The organism is Planktothrix pseudagardhii (genome assembly GCF_904830925.1).
In the GTDB taxonomy this organism is placed as follows: Bacteria; Cyanobacteriota; Cyanobacteriia; order Cyanobacteriales; family Microcoleaceae; genus Planktothrix; species Planktothrix tepida.
Map to the genome: position 1 here is coordinate 2012983 of NZ_LR882967.1, position 24485 is coordinate 2037467.

The 24485-nt window shown below is 41.0% G+C and carries 23 protein-coding genes; 15 read left to right on the forward strand and 8 right to left on the reverse strand.

All coding sequences use genetic code 11. The features are described 5' to 3' along the window. Positions 1-186 precede the first annotated feature (186 nt). The 5 genes from NMK36_RS08565 to NMK36_RS08585 all read right to left on the reverse strand — a co-directional run bounded on the left by NMK36_RS08565 (position 187) and on the right by NMK36_RS08585 (position 9104). Positions 187-1197, reverse strand: coding sequence for a dihydroorotate dehydrogenase-like protein (locus NMK36_RS08565; protein ID WP_254173541.1), 1011 nt, complete (start codon positions 1195-1197; stop codon positions 187-189). Between the two features lie 107 nt (positions 1198-1304). Next, positions 1305-4961 (reverse strand): pyruvate:ferredoxin (flavodoxin) oxidoreductase, encoded by a 3657-nt coding sequence (gene nifJ / locus NMK36_RS08570; protein ID WP_254173542.1) that lies wholly within the window; start codon positions 4959-4961, stop codon positions 1305-1307. Positions 4962-5490: 529 nt separating this feature from the next. Continuing rightward, on the reverse strand, positions 5491-7767 hold the full coding sequence (gene pflB / locus NMK36_RS08575) for a formate C-acetyltransferase (RefSeq protein ID WP_254173543.1): 2277 nt from the start codon (positions 7765-7767) through the stop codon (positions 5491-5493). 162 nt (positions 7768-7929) lie between these two features. Next, positions 7930-8715, reverse strand: coding sequence for a pyruvate formate-lyase-activating protein (pflA, locus tag NMK36_RS08580; protein ID WP_072720987.1), 786 nt, complete (start codon positions 8713-8715; stop codon positions 7930-7932). A 155-nt stretch (positions 8716-8870) separates the two neighbouring features. Further along, a complete protein-coding gene (locus tag NMK36_RS08585) occupies positions 8871-9104 on the reverse strand; it encodes a HypC/HybG/HupF family hydrogenase formation chaperone (protein ID WP_072720989.1) in 234 nt (77 codons plus the stop codon). 402 nt (positions 9105-9506) lie between these two features. Between NMK36_RS08585 and hoxE the strand changes: the two genes are divergently transcribed. From hoxE to NMK36_RS08660, 15 genes are all read left to right on the forward strand, one after another. Then, complete coding sequence (hoxE, locus tag NMK36_RS08590; RefSeq protein ID WP_072720990.1) at positions 9507-10028, forward strand: bidirectional hydrogenase complex protein HoxE; 522 nt, start codon at positions 9507-9509, stop codon at positions 10026-10028. A gap of 60 nt (positions 10029-10088) precedes the next feature. Next, positions 10089-11705, forward strand: coding sequence for a NuoF family protein (locus tag NMK36_RS08595; protein WP_254173544.1), 1617 nt, complete (start codon positions 10089-10091; stop codon positions 11703-11705). A gap of 63 nt (positions 11706-11768) precedes the next feature. Then, on the forward strand, positions 11769-12074 hold the full coding sequence (locus tag NMK36_RS08600) for an antibiotic biosynthesis monooxygenase family protein (protein ID WP_072720993.1): 306 nt from the start codon (positions 11769-11771) through the stop codon (positions 12072-12074). 51 nt (positions 12075-12125) lie between these two features. After that, positions 12126-13775, forward strand: a complete 1650-nt coding sequence (gene hcp, locus NMK36_RS08605; RefSeq protein ID WP_072720994.1) for a hydroxylamine reductase — start codon at positions 12126-12128, stop codon at positions 13773-13775. 140 nt (positions 13776-13915) lie between these two features. Beyond that, positions 13916-14632: a bidirectional hydrogenase complex protein HoxU gene (gene hoxU, locus NMK36_RS08610; protein WP_072720996.1), complete on the forward strand. Its 717-nt coding sequence runs from the start codon at positions 13916-13918 to the stop codon at positions 14630-14632. Next, entirely contained in the window at positions 14620-15168 is a 549-nt protein-coding gene (locus NMK36_RS08615; protein WP_072720997.1) for an oxidoreductase, read from the forward strand. Before hoxU ends, NMK36_RS08615 begins: the two co-directional genes overlap by 13 nt. A gap of 63 nt (positions 15169-15231) precedes the next feature. Further along, entirely contained in the window at positions 15232-16662 is a 1431-nt protein-coding gene (locus NMK36_RS08620; RefSeq protein WP_254173545.1) for a Ni/Fe hydrogenase subunit alpha, read from the forward strand. A gap of 72 nt (positions 16663-16734) precedes the next feature. Then, the gene (locus NMK36_RS08625) at positions 16735-16998 is read left to right on the forward strand and encodes a (2Fe-2S) ferredoxin domain-containing protein (RefSeq protein ID WP_072721000.1); all 264 of its coding nucleotides are present in this window, start codon (positions 16735-16737) and stop codon (positions 16996-16998) included. 2 nt (positions 16999-17000) lie between these two features. Next, positions 17001-17501 (forward strand): PAS domain-containing protein, encoded by a 501-nt coding sequence (locus tag NMK36_RS08630; protein ID WP_072721002.1) that lies wholly within the window; start codon positions 17001-17003, stop codon positions 17499-17501. Between the two features lie 22 nt (positions 17502-17523). Beyond that, the gene (locus tag NMK36_RS08635) at positions 17524-18690 is read left to right on the forward strand and encodes a SpoIIE family protein phosphatase (protein ID WP_072721005.1); all 1167 of its coding nucleotides are present in this window, start codon (positions 17524-17526) and stop codon (positions 18688-18690) included. A gap of 20 nt (positions 18691-18710) precedes the next feature. After that, positions 18711-19142: a hydrogenase maturation protease gene (locus NMK36_RS08640; RefSeq protein ID WP_072721206.1), complete on the forward strand. Its 432-nt coding sequence runs from the start codon at positions 18711-18713 to the stop codon at positions 19140-19142. An 85-nt stretch (positions 19143-19227) separates the two neighbouring features. Further along, entirely contained in the window at positions 19228-19569 is a 342-nt protein-coding gene (gene hypA / locus NMK36_RS08645; protein ID WP_072721007.1) for a hydrogenase maturation nickel metallochaperone HypA, read from the forward strand. Position 19570: 1 nt separating this feature from the next. After that, a complete protein-coding gene (gene hypB / locus NMK36_RS08650) occupies positions 19571-20350 on the forward strand; it encodes a hydrogenase nickel incorporation protein HypB (protein WP_072721009.1) in 780 nt (259 codons plus the stop codon). 69 nt (positions 20351-20419) lie between these two features. Next, the gene (locus NMK36_RS08655; RefSeq protein WP_245824333.1) at positions 20420-22036 is read left to right on the forward strand and encodes a mechanosensitive ion channel family protein; all 1617 of its coding nucleotides are present in this window, start codon (positions 20420-20422) and stop codon (positions 22034-22036) included. Between the two features lie 71 nt (positions 22037-22107). Further along, positions 22108-22377 carry a DMT family transporter gene (locus NMK36_RS08660; protein ID WP_245824334.1) on the forward strand — a complete coding sequence of 90 codons (270 nt, stop codon included), beginning with the start codon at positions 22108-22110 and terminating at the stop codon, positions 22375-22377. Between the two features lie 13 nt (positions 22378-22390). On the opposite strand, the gene NMK36_RS08665 is transcribed toward NMK36_RS08660, so the two are convergent. The 3 genes from NMK36_RS08665 to NMK36_RS28770 form a co-directional block, all read right to left on the reverse strand. Continuing rightward, positions 22391-23671: a pentapeptide repeat-containing protein gene (locus NMK36_RS08665; RefSeq protein WP_186440434.1), complete on the reverse strand. Its 1281-nt coding sequence runs from the start codon at positions 23669-23671 to the stop codon at positions 22391-22393. Positions 23672-23940: 269 nt separating this feature from the next. Further along, the gene (locus NMK36_RS08670; protein WP_072721015.1) at positions 23941-24162 is read right to left on the reverse strand and encodes a hypothetical protein; all 222 of its coding nucleotides are present in this window, start codon (positions 24160-24162) and stop codon (positions 23941-23943) included. Then, positions 24137-24421 carry a hypothetical protein gene (locus tag NMK36_RS28770; RefSeq protein ID WP_072721017.1) on the reverse strand — a complete coding sequence of 95 codons (285 nt, stop codon included), beginning with the start codon at positions 24419-24421 and terminating at the stop codon, positions 24137-24139. Before NMK36_RS28770 ends, NMK36_RS08670 begins: the two co-directional genes overlap by 26 nt. Positions 24422-24485 lie beyond the last annotated feature (64 nt).

Genomic DNA, 24485 nt, shown 5'->3' on the forward strand with positions numbered 1-24485 from the left:
CAGAAGTTCCCCGGTAGAACCAGGGAACAAGGAATAGTTAAACTAAACTATGACCCAGTTAACCCCTAGTTCCTGGGTTCTACCCAGGAATCATAAATGTAGGCTCTGCCTACGGTAAATTAAAAATAGAATAGAGGCAGAGCCTCTATCAGAAGTTCCCCGGTAGAACCAGGGAACAAGGAATAGTTAAACTAAACTATGACCGAGTTTATAAGAGGTAATTGTCTTCATGTATTGAGCTCGTTCATAGGCAGATTCATCCTCACAATGGAGTTGAGACATAGAACCCTGCATTTGTTTCACGGACTCATATTCGTGTTCTTCCATCCAGTGTTTCATTTCATCTTCCATGACTTTAATATAATTAAAACCATGTCGAAGTAATGCAGAACAAACTTGAGTCACTTTTGCCCCAGCCATTAACATTTTAATGGCATCATGACCCCGTTGAACGCCACTGGTACAAGCTAAATCAGCGTTAATTCGACCATATAAAATCGCTATCCAACGCATGGGTAAACGCATATCATGGGGATTGCTTAAAACAGAACCCGGTTCAACAATTAATTCCTCTGCGTTAATATCCGGTTGTAGGAATCGATTAAATAACACTAAACCATCCGCCCCAGCATCACAGAATTGTTTCGCCATATTCGCCATATTGCTAAAATACGGGCTCACTTTTAACGCAACGGGAATGGTCACTTCTGCTTTAACTTCTCGGAGGGTATTCAGATAGTTTTGTTCGACTTGTTCTCCGGTTAAATCAAAGTCTGTAGGAACATAATAAACGTTTAATTCAATTGCATCAGCCCCAGCTTGTTGCATCAATTGAGCATATTCCACCCAACCCCCAGAAGAAAAGCCGTTTAAACTGGCAATAATCGGAATATTCGTGCATTCTTTCGCTTGGCGAATATGTTCTAAATACAGTTCTGGCCCAACGTGATATTCATCCGGTTCAGGGAAATAACTTAAGGCTTCTGCAAAGCTATTAGTTCCGTATTCTAAATGATGATGCAGTTCAAATTTTTCTCGGAGTAATTGTTCCTCAAATAAGGAATGTAAAACCACCGCCGCCGCCCCAGCATCTTCTAAACGTTTCACATTATCAATATCTTCTGAAAGGGGAGCCGCCGCAGAAGGAACGATGGGAGTCCGTAAATTTAAGCCGAGATATGTTGTTGATAAATCCATTGTTTTTTCGTCCTCGGTTTGCAGATGGGATCAGTTAATTAGAAACCGGGTTTCTTTTCCTAGATTGTAAGGATAACTAACAGTTAGTTAGAAACCCGGTTCCTTGTTTATACAGGTGTGGTTTCAGGGGGTTTGGTTTCAGAAGGTGGGGTAGATTTTGCCTCTGAATGACCGTTAGAATGACCGTTATGCTCCTTAGTTTCTACAGAACGAGCGGCCATGTATTCATACAATTTCCAACGGCTATTAACGTCCTGTTGAGCTTCTTGTAATAACCGTTTGGCGTCTGCTGGTTTGCTCTTGGTGAGCATTTTGAAACGGTTCTCCGCATACATGGAAGGTTCAACGGTTTTCTTGGGTGATTTAGAATCTAAAATTAACGGGTTTTTGCCTTGTTCTTTGAGTTCGGGGTTATAGCGATACAGCAACCAACGACCACTTTCCACCAATTCTTTTTGGTGGGTCATGGCCGTTGCCATATTAATCCCGTGAGCAATACAGTGAGAATAGGCAATAATAATCGATGGCCCGTCATAGGCTTCCGCTTCTAAGAAGGCTTTGAGGGTATGTTCATCCCGTGCACCCATCGCCACACTCGCTACATAAACGTTACCGTAGGTCATGGCAATTAAGCCTAAGTCTTTCTTGGGTGACGGTTTACCCCCAGCCGCAAACTTGGCAACGGCCCCGCGTGGAGTGGCTTTCGAGGACTGTCCCCCCGTATTGGAATAAACTTCCGTATCCAACACTAAAATATTGACGTTGCGGCCACTGGCGATGACATGATCTAAGCCACCGTAACCAATATCATAGGCCCAACCATCGCCCCCAATAATCCAAACGGATTTTTTAACTAAATAATCCGCTAAACTCAATAATTGTTGGGCATCGGGAGAATGATTTCCCTGTAATTTTTGTTTAAGTTCAGCGACGAGTTGCCGTTGTTCCCAAATATCCGCTTCTGATTTTTGTGGGTTATTGAGAATTTGGCTCACTAAATTATCCCCAACTTCACCACCGAGTTTTTGCAACAGTTCCAAGGCAAACCCAGTGTGTTTGTCGATGGACATACGGAACCCTAAGCCAAATTCGGCGTTATCTTCAAATAAACTATTGGCCCAAGCGGGGCCCCGTCCATCGGCGTTTTGTGTCCAAGGCGTTGTCGGTAAGTTACCGCCATAAATGGAGGAACATCCGGTGGCGTTAGCGACCATCATGCGATCGCCAAATAACTGAGTTACTAATTTAACATAGGGGGTTTCACCACAACCGCCACAAGCACCCGAAAACTCAAATAACGGTTCTTGCCATTGTTGTTGACGGATCATATCTGGCCGTAATTTTAACCGATCCGGGTTGGGAATACTGAGGAAGAAATCCCAATTTTCCGCTTCTTGTTCGCGTAAGGGTAACTGAGGGGCCATGTTAATGGCTTTTTTCGACGGCATGGATTTATTTTTAGCCGGACAAACATCCACACACACGCCACATCCGGTACAATCTTCGGGAGCGACTTGGATGGTGAATTTTTCACCGCCAAAGGCTTTATCTTTAACGTCGGTAAATTTAAAGCTGGCGGGAGCGTTTTCTAAGGCTGCTGCATCATAAGCTTTACCCCGAATAACAGCATGGGGACAAACCATAATACATTTGCCACACTGCACACAGACATCGGCGTCCCAAACGGGGATATCTTGAGCAATATTGCGTTTTTCCCATTTGGAGGTTCCGGTGGGATAAGTACCATCGCAAGGCAGTTTACTAACGGGTAGTTCATCTCCTCGTCCGGCGATCATCATGCCTTCAACTTCTTTAACAAAGGCGGGAGCCGCTTCAGGAACGGGTAAAGCCCGCCGCAGTAGAGACGTGCCATGGCGCGTCTCTACTTCATAAAGATGTTCTAGGGTATCGTCAACAGCTTTTAAGTTTAAGCGGACAATTTCTGCACCTTTTTTACCGTAGGTTTTTTCGATCGCTTTTTTAATTTGATAGATCGCTTCATCCCGTGGTAAAACCTTCGCTAAGGCAAAGAAACACACCTGCATAATGGTATTAATGCGGTTGCCCATCCCCGTATCACGGGCGACTTGGTTGGCATTAATTACATAAAGCTTGATATTTTTTCGGATGATGGTTTCTTGAATTTCTATGGGCAAATTTTCCCAAACTTCATCGGGGCCATAGGGACTATTTAATAAGAACGTTGTGCCGTCCATTGCACATTTGAGAACGTCTAATTTTTCGATAAATGTCCATTGATGGCATCCGATAAAATTGGCTTGGCTAATTAAATAAATTGACCGGATCGGTTGTGGCCCAAACCGCAGGTGAGAAACGGTAACAGCACCGGATTTTTTAGAGTCATAAACAAAATACCCTTGGGCGTAATTATTGGTTTCTTCCCCAATAATTTTAATCGAGTTTTTATTCGCACCAACGGTTCCATCGGCGCCCAAACCATAGAACATTGCCCGGACGACGTTATCCGGTTCGGTGGAGAAGTTAGGATCGTATTCTAATGACGTTTGGCTAACATCATCATGAATGCCGATGGTAAAGTGATTTTTGGGTTTAGTTTGAGCTAAATTATCAAAAATGCCTTTAACCATTGCCGGGTTAAATTCTTTAGAGGATAAGCCGTAACGACCGCCGACTAAAGTTTTAAGGTTTTTAATTTTAGCTTTGAGATCCTCGTTATCTCCTAACATCACTTCTTGAACGGCCGTAACCACATCTAAATAGAGAGGTTCCCCACTAGAACCGGGTTCTTTGGTTCGATCTAAAACCGCGATCGCTTTGACGGTTTCTGGCAGTTCTGCAACTAATTGTTCTCCCTGCCAAGGACGGTATAACCGAACTTTTAAGACTCCTAATTTTTCTCCTTGAGCGTTCAAATAATCGACGGTTTCATGAACGGTTTCGCAACCGGAACCCATGAGAATAATCACTTTTTCGGCATCGGGTGCGCCGTGATATTCAAATAGTTTATAATTCCGTCCTGTCAGTTGTCCGAATTTATCCATTGCCCGTTGTACAATTTCCGGGGTTTTGGCATAAAACGGGTTAACGGTTTCTCTGGCTTGGAAATAAACATCCGGGTTTTGGGCTGTGCCTCGCAGTACGGGACGGTCAGGCGTTAACGCCCGGTTACGATGTTCATAAACGTATTGATCATCGATCATGTCTCGCATCACACTCTCATCTAACAAATCAATTTTTTGAACTTCATGAGAGGTGCGAAATCCGTCAAAAAAGTGAATAAACGGAACCCGTGCTTCTAAAGTGGCGGCTTGGGCAATTAACGCCATATCCTGGGCTTCTTGCACCGAAGCCGAACACAACAAAGCAAACCCTGTGGCTCTGGCGGCCATGACGTCACTGTGATCGCCAAAAATCGATAACCCTTGGGCGGCTAAGGAGCGAGCAGCGACTTGGATCACGGCACAGGTTAACTCTCCCGCAATTTTGTAGAGGTTGGGGAGCATTAACATTAACCCTTGGGATGCCGTGAAGGTGGTGGTGAGGGAACCTGCTTGTAAGGCTCCATGAATGGCTCCGGCTGCTCCCCCTTCGCTTTGCATTTCCACAACGGCTGGAACCGTTCCCCACAGGTTTTTATCACCCACAGAAGCCCAAGTATCAGCCCATTCTCCCATTGGTGAGGAAGGCGTGATCGGATAAATGGCGATCACTTCACTTAAACGATAGGCAACACGGGCAACGGCTTCGTTACCATCTAGGGTTGCATAATTTTTTGTATTCATTCCTAAAATTCCTCTAGCAATAAAACTTTGATGTGTTCGCTCGTTTACCTACAGAATTATTGTGACAATTCATGCGCCAAAATTGACTGTTTTGTTGTTTAGTTTGGGTTGGTAATGATTCTAATTCTGTAATTAAACGGACAGAAATCCCCTTAAGAATTACTTCAGCTTTCTTTTGTTACCCCAGCTATTGTTTAATTTGGAATTTTCCAGAGTCAAATATCCGTCGAGATTAATTTTTCCTTAAATTTAGATTAAGGATTGTTGAGGTCTACCCCCTAGATTCCTATTTTAGATCATCTAATAAAAACGGCAGAAAGGGAACCACAACTTAACGTTTTTTAACTCATCGTCACGATTTGTAATAGCAGGGAACAGGGAACAGGGAACAGGAAAAAGTGATTAACGATCCGATCAACTATCTGTAGATTATCCCCTAAAACCCCTGTAGAGACGCGCCATGGCGCGTCTCTACGGTAGTTAATATTGTGAAGGGAGTTTCTAGGGATTTAACCCTAGAATTATTCCACTAAAACCGATCATGGAATGTGCGTTTAATCACGTCTAACTGTTGTTCACGAGTTAATTTAATGAAATTCACCGCATATCCAGAAACCCGAATGGTAAGTTGAGGATAGTTTTCAGGATGATTCATGGCATCAATGAGCATCTCTTTATCCAAGACATTAACATTAATATGATGTCCGCCATCATAGAAAAATCCATCCAACATTCCCGTGAGGTTATTAACTTGATCCTCTAGGGTTTTACCCAAGGCTTTCGGAATAATAGAAAAGGTGTAAGAAATCCCATCTTGAGCGTGTTCATAAGGCAGTTTTGCCACAGAAGCAAAGGAGGCGATCGCACCGTTACTATCCCGTCCATGAAGGGGGTTTGCTCCAGGTGCAAAAGGTTCACCTGCTTTACGTCCATCGGGGGTATTTCCGGTCATTTTGCCATACACCACATTGGAAGTAATTGTTAAAATAGATTGGGTGGGTACGGCATGGCGATAGGTTTTTTGATTGCGAACTTTATTCATAAAAGTCCGAACTAAATTCACGGCAATTTCATCGACTCGTTGATCATTATTGCCATATTTAGGATAATCTCCTTGAATTTCATAATCCAGAGCTAACCCATTTTCTCCCCGCAATATTTTGACTTGAGCATATTTAATCGCGGATAAAGAATCAGCTACAACGGATAACCCTGCGATCCCACAAGCTAAGGTTCGATAAACATCCCGATCATGTAACGCCATTTCAATGCGTTCATAACAGTATTTATCGTGCATATAGTGAATCACATTCAGGGTATTGACGTATAATTTCGCCAACCATTCCATCATTTGATCAAATTTGGTGACGACTTCATCATAATCTAAATATTCAGAAGTAATCGGAGCAAATAGGGGGGCAATTTGTTCCCCAGTTTTTTCATCTTTTCCGCCATTAATCGCATAAAGTAAAGCTTTAGCTAAGTTAGCGCGTGCTCCAAAAAACTGCATTTGTTTGCCAATCCGCATGGCACTAACACAACAAGCAATTCCATAATCATCCCCATAAATAGGACGCATGAGATCATCATTTTCATATTGAATGGAACTGCTATCAATCGAAACTTTAGCGCAGAATTTCTTGAAATTTTCAGGTAAGTTTTCTGACCATAAAACCGTTAAATTAGGTTCCGGTGCAGGGCCTAATGTTGATAATGTATGCAGGAACCGGAAACTGGTTTTACTGACTAATGAGCGTCCGTCTTCTGCCATTCCTCCGATACATTCTGTTACCCAAGTGGGATCACCTGAGAATAATTGATTATATTCTGGGGCTCGTAAAAATCGTACCATCCGCAATTTAATCACAAAATGATCGATAATTTCTTGAACTTCAGATTCCGTTAAAATACCTTGTTTTAAATCCCGATTAAAGTAGATATCTAGGAAAGTTGAAACCCGTCCCAAGGACATCGCAGCACCATTTTGTTCTTTAACGGCCGCTAAATAACCGAAATACGTCCACTGTACCGCTTCTTTGGCATTGGCAGCCGGAAGACTCAGATCAAATCCATAACTCGCCGCCATGATTTTGAGTTCTTTTAAGGCTTTAATTTGTTCTGAAATTTCTTCCCGTAGTTGAATGGTGGTTTCGACAATTTCATCCAATTCTAAGGATTCAAGTTGTGCTTTTTTATCAGTAATTAATCGATCAATTCCATACAACGCAATGCGACGATAATCGCCAATAATTCGTCCCCGTCCATAGGCATCGGGTAATCCGGTAATAATACCAGAATGTCGCGCTTTTTTCATTTGATGAGTATAGGCATCAAAAACTCCATCATTATGAGTTTTGCGATATTTCGTAAAAATTTCTTCGGTTTCGGGATCAAGTTCATAACCATAGGAATGCAAAGAAGCTTTGACAACCCGAATTCCACCAAAGGGCATAATTGCACGTTTTAAGGGCTGATCGGTTTGTAAACCGACAATTTGTTCTAAGCTTTGATCAATATAACCTGGGTTGTGAGAAACAATATTAGAGGGAATTTTTGTATCCACATCTAAAATACCTTTTTCCCGTTCTACCCGCATCAAATCTCGAACTAAATTCCACAGGGTTTGAGTTCGTTCAGTGGCAGGAACTAAAAAGGATTCATCCCCAACATAAGGGGTATAATTTTTTTGAATAAAATTTCTGACATTAACTTCTTTTGTCCATTTCCCTTCAATAAATCCTTGCCATTGTTCACATAAATTACTAGGGGATTGATTTAAGATTCGACGTTCATTTGTAGCAATCATAATTCAGACTAACCTAATTCGATTTTAAACTTTAAGCTTTGACGTAAATAGCAGTAGCGGATAAATGTTAGAAGTGATAAGAGAGACGGATGACTCAACCTGAAAGCTTTTCTCTTTAGTTCAAATGTTGCTTATTTCCTGTTTTCTTTAATCTTAGCAACTTTATTGAACTGAAATTCCATAACGCTTAAAACAGTCTTTAACTTGATTAATCTGCTCAGAAGTTGGCACGGGCCTATCTTGGAGGCGATAAGTGTATCCCAGTTTTTCCCACTTATATTCTCCGAGTTTGTGGAAAGGTGATAATTCTACTTTTTCCACATTTTTCAATTGAGAAATAAACTTAGCTAATCCTTCAATATTGTCGGGATCATCGGTCAGATTAGGAACTAAAACGAACCGAATCCAAGTGGGTTTTTTAATCTCGTTCAAATAGTGAGCAAATCTCAAGGTGGGTTCAATAGAAGTACCCGTTACTTGACGATAGGTTAACGGATCAAAGGATTTAATATCCAATAAAACCAAATCTACAAATTCGAGTACAGGTTTAGCAACGGTTAAGTTAACGAAACCTGAAGTATCCAAGGCGGTGTGAATTCCGATTTCTTGGCAGCGTTGGAAAATTGCTTGCACAAAGTCGGGTTGTACTAAGGGTTCACCCCCGCTAATCGTAACACCCCCTCCCGAAAATCGCATATAAGAGCGATATTTTTGAATTTCAGCAATTAGTTCATCAACAGTAATTTCTATGCCATCTTCTCGGTTTCGAGTGTCAGGGTTATGGCAATAAAGACACTGGAGACAACAGCCTTGAGTAAAAATAATAAATCGGATTCCTGGGCCATCAACGGTGCCACAAGTCTCTATAGAATGAATCCGACCTGAAACTTTAGAAAGCCGTGAAATGCTTTGAATGGTTTCTGGATGTTGATGGGTTTTAACCGTCATGGTGATACCCTAATTTCATCATATCCAATCCCAGATTAAGAAGGTTTTAAGAACGTTTAAAGTCTATCTCCCTCGTTTTTTTGTGAGGAACCCGGTGTTCCCTGATGTTATTCTCTAACACAACAGGGAAAATTGAAATCGTCTCTTAACGTATTTTAACTGATTGTCACCATTTGTTGTAAATCTGTTAAGGTTTGTTGTGCGGCTTGTTCATCGACAATACTCAGCGCAAAACCCACATGAACAATGACATAATCACCGACTTTAACCTCTGGAACATAAGCTAGGTTGACTTCTTTGACCAGTCCGCCAAAGCTAACTTTCCCAATTTTTTCTAAGGGATCATTGCCAGAAATACTGAGCAATTGACCGGGAATCGCTAAACACATTGCTTTACCTATATTATTGTTACATTTCTTGAAGGACAGAGGAGAGCTTATGAGGAAATCAACACCTGTTCTGGGGGGCTGATTTTCCTTCTGTTTGGTGTGAACCCCATCTCATGGTTCCATTATTAACTCACACTGATTAATTCTTTTTTTTATTTTAAGACTTTTTTCCAGAAGTAGGAAGTAGACTTACAATTTAGAATAGAAGTTGGAGTCAAACCAAGAATCGTCGAGATAAACAACATAAGGGTTGTATAACCAACTCTTAACAAAGTCTACAATCCCTAAGTCCACAAACGTTATTGAATTGGTGATCATTTTGCTGAACTGAACAGAACTTTTTGCAACGGATCTGGCATTAAAAATCAGCAACAATCCACATCATGAGTAGAGAACTGAACTATGCAATCTTCTACGGTAACTGCTGCAAAAACCGATAAGCCCAAGGCTGAAACTGCCAAAGGAGGCGATAAACGATTTAAAGTCCTCGATATGACGATGAAACGGAATCAATATCGTCAGGACGCTTTAATTGAAGTGCTGCATAAAGCGCAAGAATCCTTTGGCTATTTAGAAGAAGAAGTTTTAATCTATGTGGCGCGCAATTTAAAACTGCCCCTGAGTTATGTCTACGGGGTGGCCACATTCTATCATTTATTCTCCCTCAAACCCAATGGGGCCCATACCTGTGTTGTGTGTTTGGGAACCGCTTGTTACGTCAAAGGTAGCGGGGATGTCTTAGCCGCCTTGGAAGCGAAAACGGGAATTAAAGCGGGGGAAACTACTCCCGATAATCAAATTTCCATTATGACCGCCCGTTGTATTGGGGCTTGTGGCATTGCTCCGGCTGTTGTTTTTGATGGTAAAGTTGCTCCCCAAATTTCCCCAGAGGTGGCTTGCGATCGCATTGCGGAATGGGAGTAGAGAGGTTTTTAACAGGTAAGATGCCTGTTCCACAATACAGAGCAGAGGAACACAAAAATTATGGAATATAGCGAATTATTAGAACTAGCCGAGAAGGAACAAAAAGCTCAAAAGCCGATCCGGGTTCACTGTTGTACCTCAACGGGTTGTGTGGCGGCTAACTCCTTGGGGGTCAAAACCGAGATGGAACAGGCTGTTAAAACGGCTGGACTTGAAGATCAGGTACAAGTGGTCGGTGTCGGTTGTATGGGCTTCTGTGGACGGGGGCCAATGGTGGAAGTCGAACCCGTCGGACTGCAATATGAAAAAGTCACCCCGGAAGAAGCACCCTCTATTATTGAAGCCATTAATGGGGGAGAAGCCAAACCTGTCCAAGGCGATCGCCATCATCCGTTTTTCAGTCGTCAACTGTTAATCGTTCGGGAAAATAGCGGTAAAATTGACCCGGAAAAAATTGGCGAATATGTTGCCGTTGGCGGCTATCAAGCGTTATATCACGCCCTTTATGAAATGAGTCCGGCGGATGTCGTCGCCGAAATTACTAAATCGGGTTTACGGGGAAGAGGCGGTGCGGGATATCCGACCGGGTTAAAATGGGCCACCGTTGCGAAAATGCCTCCGGGTCAGAAATACGTCATCTGTAACGCAGATGAAGGCGATCCCGGCGCGTTTATGGATCGGAGTGTGCTAGAAAGTGATCCCCATCGGATCTTAGAAGGGATGGCGATCGCAGGTTATGCGGTGGGGGCGACCCAAGGGTATATTTATGTGCGGGCTGAATATCCCCTGGCCATTAGCCGTCTGCAAAAAGCCATCCAACAAGCCAAACGCCAAGGCTTTTTAGGCAGTCAAATCTTTGGATCAGCCATTGATTTCCGCATTGATATCCGGGTCGGGGCGGGAGCCTTTGTTTGTGGGGAAGAAACAGCCCTGATTGCTTCCATTGATGGCGGACGTGGCACACCTCGCCCCCGTCCCCCCTATCCCGCCGTTTCTGGGTTATGGGGTTGTCCCACCTTAATTAATAACGTCGAAACCTTTGCCAATATTGCCCCAATTCTCAAAAAAGGCGCCGATTGGTTTGCTAGTATTGGTACAGAAAAGAGCAAAGGGACGAAAATTTTCTCCCTTACCGGAAAAATTCGCAATACCGGACTCATTGAAGTCCCGATGGGCATTAGCCTACGGGAAATTGTCGAGGAGATGGGGGGCGGAATTGCGGGGGGCGGAAAAGTCAAAGCCGTGCAAACCGGGGGGCCATCGGGTGGCTGTATTCCCGTCGATTATTTAGATACTCCGGTTGATTACGAATCATTGGCCCAATTAGGATCTATGATGGGATCAGGAGGCATGGTGGTGATGGATGAAGACACCAGCATGGTTCAAGTCGCCCAATTTTATATGGAATTCTGTCGAGGGGAAACCTGCGGAAAATGCGTTCCCTGTCGGACAGGAACGGTGCAACTGTATCAAATGTTAACAAAAATTCTCAATCAACAAGCGACTTCCGCAGATATTGAGAAAATGAAACAGTTGTCGGAAATGGTGAAAGCCACCAGTTTATGCGGACTCGGACAAACCGCACCGAACCCGGTTTTGAGTACCTTACGCTATTTCCCAGAGGAATATACGACTTTATTGAAATCGGAAGAAAACGGACAAGTTCCGGTGTCTTAAATTGACATAACGGAAATCGTTTTGCTCTGAGATTGGCGTTAGTTTCGATGAGTGATTAATCTGATGATTCGAGTGATTTATCGTTGGAAAGTTCAACCTGAAAAGAAAACAGAATTTATTCAAGCTTGGACACAAGCCACTGAAACCATTCGACATCAGGTTTTAGGTTCAAAAGGTAGTTTATTACTGCGTTCTACCCAACATTCATCGGAATTTATTGCGATCGCTCGATGGGAAACTTTAGAACACTGGCAAAAATTTTGGCAAGGTGATCCACCCGATCCCCAAGCTTTTCAAATCATGCAAACGGTTAGTCAGTTATTATCCCATCAAGTCTGCGAGGAAATAGAAGATTTAACGCTTCTATAGGATTGTAATTCACCCATTACAACACACACTTTAAACGAGGGTAAGTCAATTATGTTTTGCGAACAATGCGAACAAACAGCGAGTGGAAATGGGTGTCATCAATGGGGAGCTTGTGGTAAAAGTCCTGAAGTTAATGCAGTCCAAGATTTATTAATGTATTGCTTACGGAGTATTGCCCCCATTGCGTTAAAAGCCTATGAGTTAGGAATTCCAAATCGGGAACTGGATCGTTTTAGCTGTGAATCGATCTTTTCCACGATGACGAATGTTAACTTCAATACGAAGCGATTTTCTGACTCCGCCAAAGAAGCATTGCATTTTCGAGAAACCTTAAAACAAGCCGTTGAACAGCAAAATCAAACGTCGATTCAATGGCCAGAAATCTGTTCCTATCAGCCGAACTTTGAAGAAAGTTTAGCGGAACAAGGACAACAGTTTGCTTTAGATTTAATTCAAAAAGCCAGTGGGAATATTGACATTTATTCCTTGCAATTAACCACGATTTACGGCTTAAAAGGATTAGCCTCTTACACCTTCCACGCCTACGAATTGGGGCAAGAAGATGAAAAGATTTATCAGTTCATCTATAAAGCCTTAGCTGCTTTAGATCAGCAAGATTTAGACTTAAATGCTTGGGTCGGTTTAGCGTTAAAAGTCGGAGAAATGAACCTGCGGGCGATGGAATTATTAGATGCCGGACATACCGGACATTATGGACATCCAACCCCAACAACGGTTCCCTTAAATCATCGTCAAGGTAAGGCTATTTTAGTCTCTGGACATGATATTAAACAGTTGGAAGCGTTGTTACAACAAACCGCAGAAACGGGAATTACCGTTTATACTCATGGAGAACTTTTACCCGCTCACGGATATCCGGTTTTAAAACAAAAATATCCCCATTTGTACGGACATTTTGGCACAGCATGGCAGAATCAAACTAAAGATTTTGCGAAGTTTCCAGGGGCGATTGTGGTCACAACCAATTGTTTAATGCCACCCCATGAAACCTATGATGAAAAACTGTTTACCATTGGGCCTGTGGGGTATCCAGGGTTAAATTATTTACCCTCAGATGAAAGCGGTATTCCTGACTTTACTCGGGTGATTCAAAAAGCCTTAGAACTCCCTGGATTTTCTGATGATGAAACTCCCCGTGAAGTCAAAACAGGATTTGCTCACAATGCCGTTTTAAATGTTGCAGATCATGTGATTGATGCCGTTAAAACTGGAAAAATTCGTCACTTCTTTTTAGTGGGGGGTTGTGATGGAGCAAAACCCGGACGGAGTTACTATACCGAATTTGTGGAAAAAGTACCCCAAGATTGCGTTGTCCTGACATTAGCGTGTGGGAAATTCCGCTTTTTTGATAAACAATTAGGGGAGATTGGGAGCATTCCTCGGTTGATGGATGTGGGGCAATGTAACGATGCTTATTCTGCTATTCAAATTGCGTTAGGGTTAGCCAAAGCTTTTGATATTGGGGTCAATGAATTACCCCTATCAATGATTTTGTCATGGTATGAACAAAAAGCCGTTGCAGTTTTATTAACGCTGCTCTATTTAGGCATTCAAGACATCCGTTTAGGCCCCACATTACCCGCCTTTATTTCTCCCAATGTCTTCAAATTACTGTCAGAAACCTATCATCTCAAACCGATTTCAACTCCCGATGAAGATTTGGCAGCTTGTTTAGCTTAAAGATTGGGTGGGCTTTTGCCCACCTTTCTCCTACAAATCATGTTAAAAATTCCAGGAAAAAATGCTATAATGAAACTAGATACCTCTTAAAATTAAAGGATTAAATTTCATATTTAAACCTTATAGGAGATCAAAAAAATATGTCTGTAAAAACCCTAACTATTGATGGAATTGATGTTGCTGTAGAACAAGGAACCTCAATTCTGAAGGCGGCTGAAGAAGCAGGAGTGAAAATTCCGAAACTTTGTCATTTAGAAGGCGTTTCCGATGTGGGAGCTTGTCGGTTATGCTTAGTTGAAATTAAAGGCATTAATCGTTTATTACCCGCTTGTGTAACGGAAGTTTCCGAAGGCATGGAAGTCTTTACAAACAGCCCCCAACTGCAAGATTATCGACGCATGACTGTAGAGCTATTATTTGCAGAAGGAAATCATGTTTGTGCGGTTTGTGTTGCCAATGGAAACTGCGAATTACAGGACGTTGCCATTGAAGTGGGGATGGATCATAGTCGTTTTCCCTATCGTTTTCCTGAACGAGAAGTAGACATTACTCATCCTAAATTTGGCATCGATCATAACCGTTGTATTCTGTGTACTCGGTGTGTCAGAGTTTGTGCTGAAATTGAAGGAGCCCACGTCTGGGATATCGGCTATCGGGGAGCCGCAGCCAAAGTTATTACAGGGTTAAATCAACCTTGGGGTGAAGTGGATGCGTGTACATCCTGCGGCAAATGTGTTGATGCTTGTCCGACGGGTTCTATCTTCAGAAAAGGCACAACAACAGCCGAAATGCAACGCGATCGCGAAAAACTAGAATTCTTAGCAGAAGCAAGAGGGAAACATCAATGGACAAGATAAGATTTGCTACAGTTTGGTTAGCGGGATGTTCCGGCTGCCATATGTCGTTTTTAGACTTAGATGAATGGCTGTTTGATCTCGCGGAAAAAGTCGATGTTGTGTTTAGTCCCGTCGGTTGCGACTTAAAAGATTATCCCGAAAACGTCGATGTTTGTTTAGTGGAAGGTGCTGTTGCTAACGAAGAAAATTTAGAGTTATTAAATCAAGTCAGAAAACGCACAAAACTCTTAATTTCTTTTGGAGATTGTGCTGTAACGGCTAACGTTCCGGCGATGAGAAATATGTTAGGCAGCACGGAACCTGTGTTAAAACGTTGTTATTTAGAACTCAGTGATACAGGGACTCAACTCCCCAAAGAACCGGGAATTGTACCCGAACTGTTAGACCGCGTTCGCCCTATTCATGAATTAGTTAATGTTGACATCTTTTTACCCGGATGTCCTCCGTCTGCGGAGCGAATTAAAGCCGCTATTGCTCCTCTTTTAGAAGGACAAAAACCCGCTATGGTTGGGCGAGAAATGCTGAAATTCGGTTAACCTGTTCTTGCTGAAGGGCGGGAAAACCCCGCCCCTACAATACAAATTCCAGAGGTTAAAAATATGTCTAAAACAGTTATTATTGATCCCGTTACTCGGATTGAAGGACACGCTAAAATATCCGTTTATTTAGATGATGCGGGAGAAGTCGAAAACGCTCGATTTCACGTTGTAGAATTTCGCGGGTTTGAGAAATTCTGCGAAGGTAGACCGATGTTTGAAATGGCCGGAATTACCGCCAGAATTTGCGGAATTTGCCCCGTTAGTCATCTCTTAGCTTCAGCAAAAACAGGCGATAAAATCCTAGCAGTTCAAGTGCCTCCCGCCGGTGAAAAACTTCGCCGCATGATGAATTTAGCCCAGTTAACTCAATCTCATGCCTTAAGTTTTTTCCACCTCAGTAGTCCTGATTTTCTATTAGGTTGGGATAGTGATCCTGCTAAACGCAATGTCTTCGGTTTAATGGCGGCTGATCCTGATTTAGCACGGGCGGGAATTCGCTTGCGTCAGTTCGGACAAACGGTGATTGAAATATTAGGCGCAAAAAAAATCCATGCGGCTTGGGCGGTTCCCGGTGGGGTGCGTTCTCCTCTGTCTGAAGACGGGCGAAACTGGATTATAGAACGCTTACCGGAAGCTCGACAAACCACCGAATTAGCGATTAGTTTATTTAAACGGTTGTTAGATAGTGAATTAGCCCAAGAAGTTGATGTTTTTGGGAAATTCCCTTCATTATTTATGGGGTTAGTTGCCCCCGATGGCACTTGGGAACATTACGGAGGACATCTAAGATTTATTGATAGTAATGGCGAAATTGTTGCCGATGGTTTAAGCGAAGATGACTATCAAGACTTCCTCGGAGAAACTGTTGAAAATTGGTCTTATCTCAAGTTTCCCTATTACAAACCTCTGGGATATCCTGATGGGATTTATCGCGTTGGGCCGTTAGCAAGATTGAATGTTTGTGACTGTATTGGAACCGAAGATGCAGACCGAGAATTAATCGAATTTCGTCATCGCGCAGGGGGACGAGTTGCCACTTCTTCCTTCTTCTATCATTATGCACGATTAGTAGAAATTATGGCTTGTATTGAAGCCATTGAACAGTTAATTGATGACCCGGATGTTGTCTCAAAACGGGTGCGTTCAGAAGCAGGAATTAACTGTTTAGAAGGAGTGGGAGTGAGTGAAGCACCACGCGGTACTTTATTCCATCATTATCAAGTAGATGAAAACGGCTTAATTAAGAAAGTTAACTTAATTATTGCCACCGGACAAAACAATTTAGCCATGAATAAAACCGTGACTCAAATTGCCCAACATTATATTCATGGAAATGAGATTCCTGAAGGAATGTTAAACCGAGTGGAAGCTGGAATTCGTGCTTATGACCCGTGTTTAAGTTGTTCTACCCACGCCGTCGGACAAATGCCATTACACATTCAATTAATTCAAAAGGATGGAACAATAATTCAAGAAAAATATCGCAATTAATCACCCGTAGGGGCGAGGTTTTCTCGCCCTTCCAAACCCTTCTCCTCTACTCCCTTTATTAGGAGAGAAAAAATGTCAAAAGAAAACTTATATTTATGTATGGGTTCCGCTTGTCACCAAATGGGAGTCTATGAAGTTCTACCCAAATTGCAAGCTTTAATGAGTGAATATAATATTGATCAAAAAATTGAGTTAAAAGGTTCATTTTGTTTAGAAACGTGCAGTTCAGGAATTGTAATGAAGTTTCGAGATTTGCATTTTATTAATATTAGCCCTCAAAATATAGAAGATAAATTTTTAAAAGAAATCCTTCCTGCTATTGAAAACAATAATTAACTATGTTAGAAAAAGCACAAAATCACCTTTGGCAACTTTTATGGAAATATGATCCGAACGGTTTAATCGCCGTAGATTCAGATTTAATTATTAAATTAGTTAATCCAGCATTTTGTCAAATCTTTAACTTAGAAGAAGAAAAAATTATTGGAAAATCTGCAACGGAAATTTTAGGAAATATTGAGCATTTCCAAGAAGCTTGGGAAACTAATACCGTGATTCGAGGTCGAGAAACTTCCTATTCCCAATATGATTTATATATTCGAGAATTTATTTTTCCGATTAAAGAAGAAAATATTATTGGCTGTATTATGACCGATATTACCGCCGAGATGGAACGGAAAAAAGAAGCCGATAGAATTAAAGCAGAAACCGTTAAAAAAGTGAATGAAGTGGTAGATAATCAAATGAAAGTCGCTCAAGAAATAGCTGGGTTATTAGGAGAAACCACCGCAGAAACAAAAGTGAGTTTACTTAAAATTATTGAAATGGTGAATCAGTAAACTATCACAAACTTAATATAATATGAATCAAGATAACTTTTTTGATATTTGTAATCTTAGCCTAAATAAAAAAGGCGAAGAACTTTGTGGTGATCAAGTTAAATTTACTAAAACTGAAACAAAAAGCACGATTGTTTTATCCGATGGGTTAGGAAGTGGGGTAAAAGCCAGTATTTTAGCAACGTTAACCACTGAAATTTTAATCACGATGTTAAATGCGGATGTTCCCTTAGAAGAAGTGATTAAAACCGTTATAGGAACTTTACCCATTTGTCAGGTGAGAAAAATTGCCTATGCTACTTTTACCATTATTTCAATTAATCATTTAACCAATGAATTTAAAGTGATTAATTTTGATAACCCTCCGGTTCTTTATTTTAAAAAAGGTCGCATTGTTAAATTAGAAACCAAAATTGATAAAATATTAGGAAAAAAAATAGAATCTTCTCAAGGAAAATTAGAACGAGGGGATTTTATTGGAGCTATTAGTGATGGTGTTCTGTATGCAGGGTTAGGAGATACGATGAATTTTGGCTGGGGTTGGGATAATATTGCTAAATATATGGAGCGAATTTTTATTAGTCAAGCCACAAATTCACGGATGATTATTGAGCAAGTTTTATCAGAAACTCGCTCTTTATATCGAGATAAAATTGGTGATGATGCAACTTTTGTGGGGGTTTATGTTAGAAAACCCAACCCCGTCATGATTTTTACTGGCCCCCCTTTAGATATTACTCAAGATGAAGTTTATGCAGAACGGTTATTAAGTTTTCCGGGTCGTAAAGTCATTTGTGGAGGAACAACGGGAAATTTAGTCGCAAATTATATGGGAGAAACCATTGAAATGGATATTCCCACGATGCGAAAAGATTTACCTCCTATTGGCAAATTAAAAGAAGTTGATTTAGTCACCGAAGGCATTTTAACCATTTCTAAAGCAACGGAAATTATTAGAAAATGTAAAGGAGATATTTCTCGATTATCTTCCGATAGAAATGGAGCAATATTATTAGCACGGGAAATCTTAGAAGGGGATTCAATTTATTTTTTAGTCGGTCAACAAATGAATGAGTTTTATCAAAATCCTTTATTACCTAAAAATATTTCAATTCGTCGTAATTTAATCGAAGATTTAGTCCATTTACTTCGTAGCCAACAAAAAGAAGTTATGGTAGAATATTGTTAACAGGGGAATTTGGAAAAAAGATGATATTAATTATCGGATATGGCAACCCCATTCGTGGCGATGATGGCATTGGTCAAGCGGTGATCGCGGAGGTTGAACAGTGGAATTTAGCCAATGTGCGATCGCAATCTCTCCATCAACTTACCCCTGAAATTGCCGCAGAAATGGCTGAAGTTGAAACTGTTATTTTTGTCGATGCTGGTTTAGAAGGAGATACCGTTAATATTATATCCTTGGAACCTTTACCCTCAGATTTATTTAATTGGGGTCATTCTTTAAACCCGCGATCGCTTTTATCCTTAACTCAATTTCTCTATCAAAAAAGCCCTCAAGCTTGGTTAATTGCTATCCCTGGAGAGAATTTTGAACTCAGCGAAACCCTTTCTCAAAAAGCATTAAATGGCATTCAAGAAGCCTTAAAAATCATTCAAAATCTTATCAATAAAACCTAAAATTAATTATAATCAACCGTAGTGAGTCCTTCAGGACTCAAAAGAAACCCCTAAAAAGAAACCCCTAAAGGGGTGACTACAAATTATGCACGAAGTCAGTATTATGGAACAAACCCTAGAGATAGCCTTAAATCATGCTAAACAACAAGGGGCAACTCAAATCCATCGGATTAAAATGAAAGTAGGGACATTATCAGGAGTCATTCCAGAAGCGTTAGAATTTGCCTTTGATGTTGTGACCAAAGGAACAATAGCAGAAACCGCTCGTTTTGAAATTGAATCTATTCCCGTGCGCTGTTATTGTCATCATTGTAACGTCGAATTTCAACCCGATGACTTTATTGATGAATGTCCCCATTGTCATCAATATAGCCTTGATATTCGTCAAGGAAAAGAATTAGAATTAACATCTTTAGAGGTTTCTTAATATGTGTACAAATTGCGGCTGTGCTGTTACCCCTGGAACTATTGAAATCCATAATCATGATCATGAACATCCCCACACCCATGATCATAATCATGACCATTTTCATCATAACCATTCCCATCAAACCTTAACGGTTCATGAAGCTATTTTATCCAAAAATGAACGATTAGCCGAACGAAACCGAGGCTTTTTTTGGGGAAAAGGACTGTTTGTTTTAAACGTTTTATCCTCCCCCGGTTCAGGGAAAACCGCCTTTATTGAACGTACCTTAACCGATATTAATTCTCGTCTTCCGGGGGCGGTTATTGTGGGAGATTTAGCGACGGATAATGATGCTCAACGCTTAAGACGTTCAGGGGCGCAAGTCGTTCAAATTACCACCGGAAGCGTTTGTCATTTAGAAGCGGATATGGTTGCAAAAGCCCTGCCTAAAATTAACTTAGATCAGGTTAAACTATTAATTATTGAAAATGTCGGTAATTTAGTTTGTCCCGCCGCCTACGATTTAGGAGAAAACAAACGAATTGCGTTACTGTCTGTCACTGAAGGCGAAGATAAACCGTTAAAATATCCAACCTTATTTAAAACGGCTGATGTGGTGATTATTAATAAAATGGATATTGCGGAAGCCGTCGGTTTTGACCGAGAATTAGCTTTAAATAATATCAAAAAAATAGTTCCCCAAGCTCAAATTTTTGAAGTGTCTGCAAAAACAGGTCAAGGGATGAATCAATGGTATCAATTTTTAGAACAACAGATTTTAGAAGTAGCTTCTGTGTAATAGAAGAATATTGAAAAATAGCAAAGGTAATAGTATAATCACAGTTTAAATACATAACAGCTTATCACCATGATTAAAATTTCACTATTTCCCATTTTGGGAATCACACTAAACCTGGGCAACATGGGAGAACTCTTCAACAAGTCCATTACCTTAGTTGCCGTCATTTTCTTCCTACTGCTGCTCATGTCTGTTTTGCGGGCAATCTTCCGGAAACTGCCCAACGATCTGCCTTTAGTGGCGGTAGAAGTTTCGCGGATACCTCTAGTGTTAATGACCTGCTTCACAGGTATCCACTTCCTCCTGCCTGAGTTGCCAGCCGCAGGTCTGTCTGGTATCGTCCAGTCGCTTCATTCCGCCTTAACAGTCCTGATTTTGGTCATTGCAACTTATTGGATTGTTCAACTGGTCAATCAGGTTCTAGTCTATGGGCTTAAACAGTATGCCGAACAGTCAGAAGCAATGTGGGACGATGTGGTGGTGCCGATTATCGAAGTCATCGCTCCTCTGCTGATCTACTTGGTGGGTGGATTGTTGGTTTTGCAAACTTTAGGCGTTGATTTATCAAAGTTACTGCTGGCATTAGGCGGAATTGGGTTTATTCTAGGCTTTGCACTCAAAGACATTCTGGCTAACTTCTTCAGTGGGTTAGTTCTATTGATTGATACCCCGTTTAGCTTTGGCGATGTCATTTCACTCGGTGACAATGAGCGGGCCATCATTCGTAAAATCGGACTGCGGGTCACAAAACTTTATCTGATCGATTCTCACGCCGAACTTTACATCCCAAATGGCAAACTGGAAAGTGACAGCATCCTGAACCTGAGCCGTCCAACCAACCACTATTACTACACCGTTTCTATCCCCATTAAAGGCGATGTTGATCCAGCCCGAGCGATCGCCTTGATGCAGAAGGTGGTTTTGGCTCATCCCGGTACGATGGGAGATATCGGACAAAAGCTTGGAGTCATCGATCGCTATTACGGCTATTCGCTACCGGTGTTGGCGAACGAGAAGCGGGAGTCAGGAAAACAGCGGTTGATCGCTGAGCAACAGGTCAGCAGAAATTTGGACAACGTTGAAACCGCGTTAGCCAATTTGGCTGAAAAGCTAGGGTTCATGGAAAAAGGCGGATTAGATGGAGAGGAAATCCGGCTGCTGCGAGGGTGCTATCTGGAGATTTGTGAAATGATTGGCCTGGAGTTGTTTTCCGATCACTTTGATAAGCGCAGGCGACCTCGTTTGGTAGAAGCCTCTGGCAGTGGAGAGATGACGCTGATTGAGTCGATCCGACAGTGGTATAAAACATGGATCACAGATCCAGATCTCTTTAAGGAAGATATTGTGATGCTACCCCGATATTGGGAACAAAAACTCGGGTTACTCAAATCGAAAGCCAACAAGGTCTTCCGAGTTGTCAATAATCCTACAGGTCAAGAGACTCGTGTGGATAACCTGATTGAGGAATTGCGGTCTTGGATGAAAGAAAGCTTCAAATCATCGCGCAATGAATGGCAAGATCCCAAGGTATTAATCAACGAAGTGAAGGGAGAATTTGTTCGGGATACAACCGTTAAGTTTTACATTGATGACATCAAGCTAGAGCATTGCGAACGGGGAAATCGGATCAAGAGTGAAGTGCGTCAGGAGCTAATTTGGCACTTGAGACAAGAGTATTTGATGTAGGGAATTTAGTTTTTGTAGTGAGAAACTAAACACGAATTTACATCTACAAGTCTTTAACGAGATCTTTTGTCGTGCTATTCAACAGATTCAATAAACCTGGCATCGCTCTAGGGACTATTTTAGCATTTATTGGGTTTGGGGTGTTAAGTGTTTGGTTCCTCAGTAAAGCCATGCAAACTATTCCTCTGGGTACTGCTTATGCCGTTTGGACAGGTATTGGAGCATTAGGAACTATAATTTTGGGAATTCTTATTTTTAAAGATCCGGTTAGTTTGGGAAGATTATTTTTTCTGAGTTTATTAGTAATTTCTTTAATTGGCTTAAAAGCAACTTCCTCCTAATTTAACTCATCTTTTATTCCTTTTCTTCTTCATCCACATAAATTCTTCCATTCGGCATTGTTGCTCCTTTTAACTGGGCATCCCGTAGATTTGCCCCCTCTAAATCTGCCCCTTTTAAGTTAGCTCCGCGTAAATTTGCCCCTTGTAAATAGGCATTTTGCAAGTTAGCTTTACTTAAATTTGCTCCTCGTAAATCTGCTCCCGCTAAATTGGCTTCTTGTAAATTAGCTCGTTCTAAATACGCGCCTAATAAGTTAGCTCGTTCTAATTTTGCTCCTTTTAAATTTGCTTTTTTTAACTCTGCATCTTCTAAGCTTGCACCTTCTAATACGGCATCAATTAATTGAGCATTATTCAAGTTCGCTTGATTCAGTTTAGCATAACCTAACTTGGCTTTTTCTAAATTGGCATTTTCTAAATTAACCTTTTCTAATTGAGCTAACCATAACACCGCTTCAGATAAATTAGCATCTTGTAAATTCGCTTGATTTAAAATCCCATTCCCTAAATTGGCTTGGGTTAAATTTGCTTCCGTTAAAACCGCATTTTGCAAGTTAGCTTTGTCTAAATTCGCATCTTCTAAAATAGCACCATTGAGATTAGCATTTTTTAATTGAGCTTGTTTGAGATTGGCTGACGTTAAATTAGCCATTAAGAAATTAGCAGATTCTAAAATAGCACCTTCTAAATTTGCTTTGCGTAAATCAGCTTGTCTGAATGTAGCATTATTGAGGTTCGCATTTTTTAAATTAGCTTGCCATAAATTAGCTTGTTGAAAATCAACATTATTCAATTTTGCCCCCATTAAATTAGCATATCCTAAGTTAGCACTTGCCAATTGACTATCTCGTAAATCTGCACCCGCTAAGGTTGCACCCCGTAAATCAGCTAACTCTAAATTTGCATCATTCAAATCAGCATTTTCTAAATTTGCTTTCCATAAATATGCTTCTCTCAAAGACGCTTTTTTTAAATTAGCTTTACTTAAATTACATTCAGGACATTTCTTTGTTGTTAATAGAGTTTCTTGCGGATTTTTAGGTTGCTTTTTAGCCGATGATGTTGTTAAATTAGACGCTTCTGTCTTCAAACGTTGGCTCAGGCGACTATTTTCGACCCAAACCCAAATTGCTATTCCTGTACTCAAAACAGCCACACTTGCCAAAATCATATTAGCAACAGCTTTTCTAGGTTTAGGGGTTGGAGATTCTGATTCTGTTCCTAAATCCGATGATTTTAAACCAGGTAAGGCTTTTTTCGAGTCAAAGCGTTCTTTGGAGTTTGGTTCTAGCATTGTTTCTAATGATTCTAACCTTTCGGGTTTGCTCGCTGACAATCCTGTTTTACCTTTCATACCACGATTTTTTACCGATGAGGAGGGGGGTCTATCTACAAACCCGGATAAATTTTGAGCAATTTTGGATGTTTCGCTAAACTAATCTCCTAAACTAAGCTGTTCATTCTCTAGTATTGTGATGAAGAAATTACCCAATTATTGTAGGGGGAGCGTCCCCGCTCCCTAGAATATAATACAGTTTAAATCCCATTCCCTATTTTCTACTTTTAAAAGACAAAACCTTCTGTTATCGTGATAAACCTATCTCGAATTTCAGCCGGAGTGACATCATTAACACTCCCAATTAAAATATTTCTTTCATTGGTTTTGAGATAAATATAAGTCAAGATTCCCTCTGCTTCAGGATTAGTAATATCAACTAAATCAGAAGCTTGTTGTTCAGGGAAAAAGGGTTTAAGATTTTCAGGAATAACTAAACAACGTATCATTGCCATCATTCCCCACTAAATAATCCTCTCCCTGTCCACCCCATAACAAATCATTTCCCCCAAATCCGATTAACATATCATCCCCAGAATTCCCATTCACTTTTTCAGAATCATTCGACCCTTGTAAAGTATCATTTCCTTCTAATAACCCTACACCTAATGAATAATTGATTAACTGTCCAGCCGTTAGTAAAATAGAGTCGGATTGATTCGTTGCAACTAAACGTTGTTCTCCAGATGGGTCAGGAATCAGAACCATAATATCACCCTAAATTAACATCATTTTTGCGATCGCTCGCTAATATAGCTATAATAAAATTGTT